The sequence below is a fragment of the Psychrobacter sp. AOP31-B2-9 genome (genome assembly GCF_052378005.1).
In the GTDB taxonomy this organism is placed as follows: domain Bacteria; phylum Pseudomonadota; class Gammaproteobacteria; order Pseudomonadales; family Moraxellaceae; genus Psychrobacter.
Genome location: NZ_JBQSXG010000004.1, coordinates 48420 through 57640 on the forward strand (window position 1 = coordinate 48420; position 9221 = coordinate 57640).

Genomic DNA, 9221 nt, shown 5'->3' on the forward strand with positions numbered 1-9221 from the left:
CGTATTCAAACACGATTGATTGTCAACTGAATGCTTATCGTAACGGTTGTTTTTTTAGTCTTGTTAAGGAGATCATCATGGGTATCAATGTTGGTAGTACCGATCGTACACTTCGTATTATCGCTGGTGTCGTCATCATTGCGGTTGGTTTTTATTATCAAAGTTGGTGGGGTGTGGTTGGTTTAGTGCCACTATTGACGGGATTGTTCCGTTTCTGCCCACTATACAAAATGCTGGGTGCCAATACTTGTAAACGTTAACATGACTCACTTATTAGGTGATTTCATGATAAAGTAATAAACAGGTCAAGCGTGTCGATCAAAGTTGCTGTGTTCAAAACATATATGCTCAGTATAGGAGTCATCATATGAGTGAAAAAAAGATGCAAGACTATCATTTGGTATGTCCACACTGCCAAGCGACTAACCGTGTACCAGCAGTAAAACTAGATGCGGCGCCGAAGTGTGGTAAATGTGGTCAGCCACTACTGACGGCTAGCCCTCAAGAACTGAACGCGCAAACTACGAATAAAGTCATTCGAAAGAATGACGTATTGACTATCGTTGATTTTTGGGCAAGTTGGTGTCAGCCATGTATTATGATGGCACCGCAGTTTAAAGTGGCGGCCAGTCAATTACCACAAGTAGTATTTGCAAAATTGCAGACGGATAAATACGAACAAGCCGCTGCACCATATAATATTAGAAGTTTGCCAACCATGGTGGCTTTTAAACATGGCAGAGAAATAGCACGCCAATCAGGTGCGTTGCCAAGTGATCAAATTGTCCAGTGGGTGCGGAGTTTAAAGGCCTAACACAAAACGCTTAGCATAAAACGCCATTCTTTCTGCTAGCATCCTCATATAAATACAAAAAAGCCAATATGCTTATCGCGTATTGGCTTTTTTATAGTGATGATAATATAAGGCTAAGTTCAATGTGAACCATCAGTGATACTACTTTGAATATTACTCGCCATAAATCTTGATACCATCGACAAAGTCACAGTTTTGAAGACGGGCAGATTGCACAATCGCATCACGCTCACCGTAGAGACGCGATAATTTTGCATCGCGTGCTTTGGTGTTTTCGCTTTTACCCAAACCAAAGCTGATGTTAGGAGAAATGCCCCAACTACCTGCCGAGACACCGATACCCACACCAGTACTAGATAGAGTTGATTGCTCATTAAGTGCCGCATCTACATAACGATTGACACGAGCATATTCTTGGTTAAGTGCTTGGCAGTCGTAGCTTTGATAAGTGCTTGGTGGCACATACTGCGGCGTTACATTGCCAGTAGAAGCACAGCCTGAGAGCCCGAAAATGCCAGTAATCGCAAGTAGTGTCGCTGTCGCAAGAGTTTTCATCGTAGCTCCATGAGGCTAAATGGTTGTAGTTATATTCATTTAAGATAGCAAAGATAACATAATTAAGATATTGAAAGTATATCGACTATCACATATAGGGCGCATTGAATGTTCACAAATAGCACTCTTCAGTGCCATGGTCGAATGCTCAACACGCGTCAAATGCTTTTAGCAGTATAGCTGTTTTTAAAAACATAGAGCATGTCGTCATGCTAAAGAGCTATTAAAATAAGTTACCAGGTTTTGCAAAGGCAAGTACTATAATACCTAGATATGCGATACCAGCAATGAGAATACCTGCTTTCTGTTGATTGGGTGTGGAGTGATTCTTAAAAGCTTTTACACTAGAGCTAATAGCTGCAAAAAGTAAAATTATTTTGGCGAACACCCACTGTACAGGCGCATTAACACTCATTAGCTGCATTAGCATGACAGCCCCTGATACAATCAAAAAGGCATAGAGCATATGAGAGATTATCTTAACTGGACGTGGTGCTCGTCTATTCGCGCTTAATACCAAATAACTTTGATATAAGAATAGCACAATGATCAGCAAGGCGATGAGCATATGTAAATGTTTCATTGAATATCGTTTTCCTTAAAGTGGCATGTGCTTAGCTGGTTTATAGAATTCAATTATCGTCTAAAAAATGTCGCTCAAATAGGGTCTGTTGAACGTTCAACAGACCCTAATATCTATTTGGTTTTTTATTTTTTACTTTGTCCGGCACATGATGGGCTATTAGGACTTTGTCCTTGCCACTCGATTGGTGTATAGGCATGGATAGCCAATGCATGTACTTGACCACCTTGTGATGTTAGCAGTGAATTAACCTGTTCATATACTAACTGATGGCGTGCGACTAATCGTTTACCTTCAAAAACATCACTGACAATAGTGAGCTTAAAATGGCTTTCTTTGCCATCAAAATAGCCAGCATGATCCATCGATTCATTTATCAATTCTAAATATTTTGGCTGTAAAGATTGTAGCTCAGTATTGAGCGCATCAGCGATTGGTGTGGTACTCATAGCAGTCCTTTTATATATTTTACGTAGAGTGTGCTCTCACTTTTAGACTAGTGAGATAGTTATAGATTAAGTTGAGGATAAAGCCCTAATAGCCATTAGCAGTATGTGAATAATATATTGTATGTATTATAGCAGACGTCATTATTTGAACAGTGGGCTATTAATTTGTAGGTCCTGCTGTCATGTTCAATCATTACTTGAATCAAGTTGTCAAAAATATAGTAGGGCGTGTTGAACATTCAAATATTAGGGCTGCTGATCGCTAAAATTGCACCAAACTAGGCGCAAGCCGACGATAATGTCGAGACCTTAACTAGGCTTGTAACGACGTTTGGGGTGATTTTAGCATCAGCCTTGAGAACGGATCCAGCAAAGCTCTGCTTTGCCCGTTTGCAAGGCGAGAGCTATGCTCGAGTGGAGGGCAGTACTCTTTTTTGCCAATACATGGCGAAATTGTTTCACCTAGAATGACTAGGCATCAAAAACTTCACTGCATATTGTCTAAAAAATAGTCACTGCCAGCACCACATTTGAATGTTCAACACGCCCTAATAAACCACAAGGCTTTTGAGTAATAGCATATCTTGTTAAAAAAGAAAAAGAGCAGGGCACAATAGATAGGTGCACTCTGCTCTTAAAGCGTAATTCGTATTGACTTAGTGTACAGAGTCTACAACGACATAATAAATTAACGACGAGCCTTTTCATACAGTGGCATCACTTTAGGCATTAGGGACTGCAGCTGAGAAATACGATTGCTACTAGATGGGTGAGTGCTTAAAAACTGTGGCGGCTCGCCTTCGCTTGCCTTCTGCATTTTTTGCCACAAACTAACTGCTGCTTGTGGGTTATAACCTGCACGCGCCATCAGCTCAAGACCAATCTGGTCGGCTTCAGACTCTTGAGTACGGCTATGAGGTAAGCTTAAGCCTAAATTACCGGCAGTACCTGCTAACTCGGTTTGTCCTTGTGATAAACCAAATATACTGGCAGCCACACCGATACTTGTTTGCGTTGCATATTCACGAGAGAGACGCTCACGTGAGTGCTCTCGTAGTGCATGTGACATCTCATGTCCCATAATCGCGGCAATCTCATCATCAGTTAGGCTCAAGCGATCAATAATCCCTGAATAAAACATAATCTTACCACCAGGTACCACAAAAGCATTTAGCTCATCGGATTTGATGGTATGTACTTCCCAATCCCACGCTGCCGCATCTGTGCGGTAGACACCAACCTGACCAATCAAACGATTGGCAATAATTTTTAGGCGATTGAGTTGTGCAGAGTCGGTATCTAGTACGCCACTCGACTTGGCTTCTTGTATCGTATTAGCATAGCTTTGTGCTGACAATTCTAAAACTTGCTCACTAGAAACTAATAACAGCTGCTGACGATCAACTCCAATGGTACCTGTATTAGTTGTGCTAGTACAACCGGCTAAAGTCAATGTTGATAATGATACTGCCATGACGGTAGTAGTCAGTAGTTTTTTCATAAAAACATCCTCGCTGTAAATGATAAAAGGAAAAGTTGAACAAAGTATGGGGAGGTAGCATAAGTCGAAAGTCAGTTAATTATCGATAATTGGCTAACATATGTTGTTCTGCCTCAATTATAAAAAATCACTTGAACTGTTATTAGGGCGTGTCTTAGTTTTTAGCTTATTTAGATGATTAGCGAGCGAATTTAAGACACAAGCTCCATCTAAGTATAATAATGTGAATGCAGCAAAACCAATGTAGAAAAAGTAACAATACAAGGTATGATTGTAAGCAAAACAGCCATGTATAAGCATGAAATTAGGAGAAAGACGTAATATTTATGCCTTGTTCTCTTCAAAAACAGAATCAAGTGATGGCGATACATGTTATTTAGTACTTTTTTGATTAGATAGTCTTAGACTACTTTTATTACCGTAAAATTATTTTTACTCTCTTACGGTAGGTATTTGTCATTAAATCAAATGCTTAGTTGATATTATATAGTAAGAAAATAACGTCGGTAAATTTATTAGAAATAAATACTGAAAAAGGTGTTGACACACTCAGAATTTTTGCTAAAATAGCCATCCTATCGAGACGTAGTAGTTAACTATTATAACTTGATAATTAGCGGGAATAGCTCAGTGGTAGAGCATAACCTTGCCAAGGTTGGGGTCGAGAGTTCGAATCTCTTTTCCCGCTCCAAATTCTAAAAAGCCTCACTTAACAGTGAGGCTTTTTTTTGTGCATGAAATATTAAAAATAACTAGAGCATGTTGAGTATGCGACCATGGTTCTTCTAATGGCTATAGTTGCTTCAATACATAGGAGGGTTAAGATACCTGTCCCGCCACTATAAAAGTACGACTGCTTTAGCCTCGCTTTAAACATTAAATATATCTTTATATTTGGTTGTCTTGTACTACCTCTAAATTGAACCGACATATCTTGAACTGTCTATGGCTATCCTAGCTTATTTATTCTATGATTTTTCTGTTATATAACGCTGTTCTTTGGTTTTATAAGAATGACTGTTGGCCATCTTTTGGAACAAAAAAATAGTGATGATTAATGATAGCGTTTCTTGAATAAAAATAGTTATTAGTAGCAATAATTATTTAAGTTCTTTTGCGACTTCTTGGGTATTTCTATTTCTCTGCATCTCGTATTATTGATTTGATGATGAAAGCCTCTAATAAATATGTTTTTAGTGTTAATATATGTGTATAATAAAATCTACTAAGTAATGTTAAGTTTTGTAATAAGTGTGATGTATGGCTTATCTTAAAAAGCATGCTTAGTTATTTATGACTTTATTATGACCGGTATTTTTCAAATTTAGATTTATCTAAAAAGAAGTAATAAGTGGAACTGGTTAACTATAAATCAAATTTAGTTTAGTATTAAACTATTGCAACAGCATTGCTTTACTGAACAACAACTAAGTTAATAGGGGAAAAAAATGTCAAATATCAATGATTGTTTACAGGATTTAATGACGCTTGATGGCGCTATGGGCGCTTGTATTGTTGATTACATGTCAGGCATGGTGCTTGGTATGACTGGTGGCGGTGTTGACCTAGAGCTTGCCGCAGCAGGTAATGCTCAAGTCGTAAAAGCAAAAGTTGCTACCATGAAGTCGCTTGGTATCACAGGTGAAATTGAAGATATGTTAATCACTTTAGAGTCTCAGATTCATATCATTCGTCCTACACATAACCACGAAGATTTGTTTATTTATTTGATACTTGATAAATCAAAAGCCAACCTTGCACTAGCACGCCGTAAAGTACAAACAGTAGACACTAAAATAGAAATATAATTTGATTTTTTATATTTGGATAATCGAATTTTTTAATCCAAATGCTCTTGTTACTTTTGCTTTTCTGAAAAGCACAAGTAGCAAGATTATATTTGTTATCTAAATATGTTATATAACGAATATAATCTTTTTATATATAGTCAGTTTAATATAATTTGAATACCTAAAAGCCAGTTCAAGCGTGATAAATAGCAAACTGCGCAAGGCTAAAATTGTATCAGCTTTATATAGGATTGGCTGTATGACGATGATCTAGCTAACCCTTAGATGCCTTATTAAATGGTGATAAAATGAAATGTATTGCATACGTTAGTAGAGCACCTATCTGTAGAGCGCTTATCAGTAATAATAGTGTACGTATGCCTACTGGATTATCAGACATCATTAGTGCCTCTAGTAAGCATAACCCAAAAGCGCAAATTACTGGAATCATCTCTTACCGTGAGGGCCAGTATTTTCAAATACTAGAAGGGTCTGATTTGGAAATAGACACATTGATGGCTAAGATAGCAGCTGATCCTAGACACGAAGATCTTTGGGTCTTTTTAAACGAAAGCATTACTGAGCGTATCTTTCCTAATTGGAGCGTTAGTGTCTTCAATTTTGTGGATAAAGGTGTTTTCTTTGATAATTTTATAGAGAGCAATAGAGCAGTTTTTAATATCTTTAATGAACAGCAGAAAGACCGTATTCAGCCTTTTATTGACATAAAAAAGATTGATGCGGTTCCTGATCAATATTATCAAGGCAAGAACTTAAGGTTGATAGCCTGGCCTGATCTGAATAATGAAAGTGATCCTCAAATGGTTATGAACCTATGTATAAAGCTGACCAAAAAGCCTTATCCTTTCAATTTTTTGGTGGATAGTGGTGAGTTTGGAACACACCAGCAAGTCACACAGATGGTCAGAGAGTTTGAGAAATCAGGCATACTAAGCGTCACTGACGGAGAGCCATTAGAAGAGAAAGTGGTCAGCAAGAAAAAACCTAGTAAGTTTTACGGTGCGATCAAAAAATTCTTAGGAATGAGGTAAAAAATTGAATTATCAAAAGCTAGCTATCATTGGTGAAGTGGGCGCCGGAAAAACTCAGTTGGTCAACACATTAAGTGAGATCAATCCTATCGAAACAGAAGCAGAATCTAGTATCGATATCGGTAAGAAATACACCACGGTAGGCATTGATTATGGGCGTATCACCTTATCAGATGAAATGGCCTTGGGTATCTATGGGGTGCCAGGTCAAGAGCGTTTTTCTTTTTTATGGGAGTTTGTCAACCAGTCTTTATGGGGCTTACTCATTTTAATTAAGTATGGCGAGACACCAGACTACGCCAACATAGATAAACTGTTAAAGTTTTTTGCACCAGAAAAAAACCAGACCACTTGTATTGTCGGTATTACTCACAGTGAAGATGCTGATAAAGAGAAGCTTGCAACGTTGGGTCAAGAAATAAGAATTATGCTAATGCAGCATAACGTGGTAGCGCCAGTGATCAATACCGATCCTAGAAGTAGAGAATCGGCTGTATCTCTTTTATCACTATTCAATACTCTTAACAACCAAGACTAATGTTGGATATGACTATGCCAAATGAAAAATCACCAGCGAAACTTGCGCTGTTACATCACATCAAAACCTTGTGCGATGCCAATAGAGAAATTATGCTGGTCAGCCTATGTACGACAGATGGCTTTCCTATCAGTTGTTTTTCCGTCAGTGAACTGAGCAATCAAGCGGATAAATTTGCGGCAATGAGTAGTACGTTATCGTCACTGAGTGACTCGTCTGCGAATCAAATGAAGCAAGGACAGTGTGATATTACTATCGTTGAAGCGACCTCTGGGAATATATTATTCGTAAAAACGGACTATATTGGAAAACCTTGTGTCTTGACGCTTGTGGCGCATAATAAGATGGCCTTGGCCGAAGCAAGATATAAAACTAAAAAACTGATCGGAGAGATATCTGCTATCACAGAGTAGGTAGGGTACTCAGGACAATTTAGTATAGCGCGCTTTACGTGCCAAATAAAAAGCACCACTCAACTAATGGTTGGGTGGTGCTTTTTTTTCGTGGTTTAGATGTTGATGCTAGGTATAACTAGAGCATGTTCTTATTTTGAAAATAGTGATAAAAAATGGCAGCCAAATAAGGAGGGCTGTACAAATAATATTCAGATATTAGTAAGTTATTCGATGCAGAATTGCAACGTTTAACCTATTTAAAATTTAATATTCAGGTTGAGAATATGCCTTAAATATAGTGATTTATGTACGAAATTCACTCATATTAGAGTAATTACTTCGATTAATAGTTAAAAACTCATAAAATTCTTTATTTTTCCTACTCAACGGTAGTTATTAGGTGGTGAACGGTCAGTTCAAAAACATCGGTGTTCTGGCATAAGTAGTATAATAGCAACTACTAAGTGATATTAGTTTTTTTAAATAGTGTGGTGCATTATTTATATGAAAAACATACTTAGCCATTGATATTTTTTTAACAAAAATATCTCACAATTTTAGCGTTATCTTTTTTAATTACAATCAAGTGAATGAGAGAAAATATGTCAAATATCGATGCGTCTTTACAAGAGTTAATGGGTCTTGATGGTGCTATGGGTGCCTGTATTGTCGACTACATGTCAGGTATGGTATTAGGTATGACCGGTGCTGGTGGTAGTATTGATTTAGAGCTTGCCGCAGCAGGTAACGCACAAGTCGTAAAAGCAAAAGTTGCTACCATGAGATCGCTTGGTATTAAAGGTGAAATTGACGATATGTTAATCACTTTAGAATCTCAGATTCATATCATTCGTCCTACACATAACCACGAAGATTTGTTTATTTATTTGGTACTTGATAAATCAAAAGCTAACCTTGCATTAGCACGTCGCAAAGTACTGTCAGTAGAGAAAAGCTTAGAAGTATAATGCGGTGATTCAGACTTAAACCGATGTATATTTTATTGAGGTTTTGTAGTTGTTTGCGCGCCTAGCTAGTTGTTTGCTGTCTTAGAAAGACAGTCAATAGATAAAGAGACACAGCAAGTTACGCTTCACGCTATTTAGACAACTGTAATACGAATATCGCTATCCAACTGTTGGTTGGATAGCGATTTTTGTATTTAAGAAGACAAAAAATATAAATGATATCAACTATTTTTGCGGCTCATTAAGCTATTGGCGACCCATGCTGGCCCAATTAACAAAAACTGTAGATCTTTGAAGAATGAAGGCTTTTCTCCTTCGATTTTATGACCGACAAACTGTCCGATCCAAGCGACAATGAATATACCTGCCCAAACTTTGAAGCCTAAAGGTAACAGCGCCATCACAGATAAGCATAGTAAGATGAATATACCCATGGCTAAGAATAGTGGCGTAGATAATTGCATATAAAACAATAAAACCAAGGCGCTAAGTACTAAGGTAAACCAGACAGAGAGTGACATCCCGACACCTAACAGGCTGATAAAAATGGTTGGAACACATAGCCAATGAATTTTT

Annotated in this window: 12 protein-coding genes and 1 tRNA gene; 8 read left to right on the top strand and 5 right to left on the bottom strand. The window is 37.7% G+C overall.

Annotated elements, in window-relative coordinates:
• Positions 1–77: 77 nt before the first annotated feature.
• Both ACT3SX_RS01135 and ACT3SX_RS01140 read left to right on the top strand, forming a co-directional pair.
• Positions 78–260 carry a YgaP family membrane protein gene (locus ACT3SX_RS01135; protein ID WP_192991989.1) on the top strand — a complete coding sequence of 61 codons (183 nt, stop codon included), beginning with the start codon at positions 78–80 and terminating at the stop codon, positions 258–260.
• Positions 261–367: 107 nt separating this feature from the next.
• Positions 368–814, top strand: a complete 447-nt coding sequence (locus ACT3SX_RS01140; RefSeq protein ID WP_192991990.1) for a thioredoxin domain-containing protein — start codon at positions 368–370, stop codon at positions 812–814.
• A 153-nt stretch (positions 815–967) separates the two neighbouring features.
• On the opposite strand, the gene ACT3SX_RS01145 is transcribed toward ACT3SX_RS01140, so the two are convergent.
• The 4 genes from ACT3SX_RS01145 to ACT3SX_RS01160 all read right to left on the bottom strand — a co-directional run bounded on the left by ACT3SX_RS01145 (position 968) and on the right by ACT3SX_RS01160 (position 3902).
• The gene (locus ACT3SX_RS01145; protein WP_192520503.1) at positions 968–1369 is read right to left on the bottom strand and encodes a hypothetical protein; all 402 of its coding nucleotides are present in this window, start codon (positions 1367–1369) and stop codon (positions 968–970) included.
• Positions 1370–1592: 223 nt separating this feature from the next.
• Complete coding sequence (locus ACT3SX_RS01150; RefSeq protein WP_192991991.1) at positions 1593–1952, bottom strand: SirB2 family protein; 360 nt, start codon at positions 1950–1952, stop codon at positions 1593–1595.
• Between the two features lie 125 nt (positions 1953–2077).
• Positions 2078–2401 (bottom strand): BolA family protein, encoded by a 324-nt coding sequence (locus tag ACT3SX_RS01155; protein WP_192991992.1) that lies wholly within the window; start codon positions 2399–2401, stop codon positions 2078–2080.
• A gap of 688 nt (positions 2402–3089) precedes the next feature.
• Positions 3090–3902 carry a M48 family metallopeptidase gene (locus ACT3SX_RS01160; protein ID WP_192520506.1) on the bottom strand — a complete coding sequence of 271 codons (813 nt, stop codon included), beginning with the start codon at positions 3900–3902 and terminating at the stop codon, positions 3090–3092.
• 616 nt (positions 3903–4518) lie between these two features.
• On the opposite strand from ACT3SX_RS01160, the gene ACT3SX_RS01165 reads away from it, so the two are divergent.
• The 6 genes from ACT3SX_RS01165 to ACT3SX_RS01190 all read left to right on the top strand — a co-directional run bounded on the left by ACT3SX_RS01165 (position 4519) and on the right by ACT3SX_RS01190 (position 8645).
• Positions 4519–4593, top strand: a tRNA-Gly gene (locus ACT3SX_RS01165).
• 757 nt (positions 4594–5350) lie between these two features.
• Entirely contained in the window at positions 5351–5710 is a 360-nt protein-coding gene (locus ACT3SX_RS01170) for a hypothetical protein (protein WP_192520507.1), read from the top strand.
• Between the two features lie 290 nt (positions 5711–6000).
• On the top strand, positions 6001–6744 hold the full coding sequence (locus tag ACT3SX_RS01175; protein WP_192992562.1) for a BLUF domain-containing protein: 744 nt from the start codon (positions 6001–6003) through the stop codon (positions 6742–6744).
• Between the two features lie 4 nt (positions 6745–6748).
• Entirely contained in the window at positions 6749–7282 is a 534-nt protein-coding gene (locus tag ACT3SX_RS01180; RefSeq protein ID WP_192992563.1) for a GTP-binding protein, read from the top strand.
• A gap of 14 nt (positions 7283–7296) precedes the next feature.
• The gene (locus tag ACT3SX_RS01185) at positions 7297–7695 is read left to right on the top strand and encodes a roadblock/LC7 domain-containing protein (protein WP_192520510.1); all 399 of its coding nucleotides are present in this window, start codon (positions 7297–7299) and stop codon (positions 7693–7695) included.
• 584 nt (positions 7696–8279) lie between these two features.
• Positions 8280–8645: a hypothetical protein gene (locus ACT3SX_RS01190; RefSeq protein WP_192992564.1), complete on the top strand. Its 366-nt coding sequence runs from the start codon at positions 8280–8282 to the stop codon at positions 8643–8645.
• Positions 8646–8866: 221 nt separating this feature from the next.
• Here ACT3SX_RS01190 and ACT3SX_RS01195 read toward each other — a convergent pair.
• On the bottom strand, positions 8867–9221 hold a 355-nt coding region (locus ACT3SX_RS01195), incomplete at its 5' end, for an Mpo1 family 2-hydroxy fatty acid dioxygenase (RefSeq protein WP_444518394.1).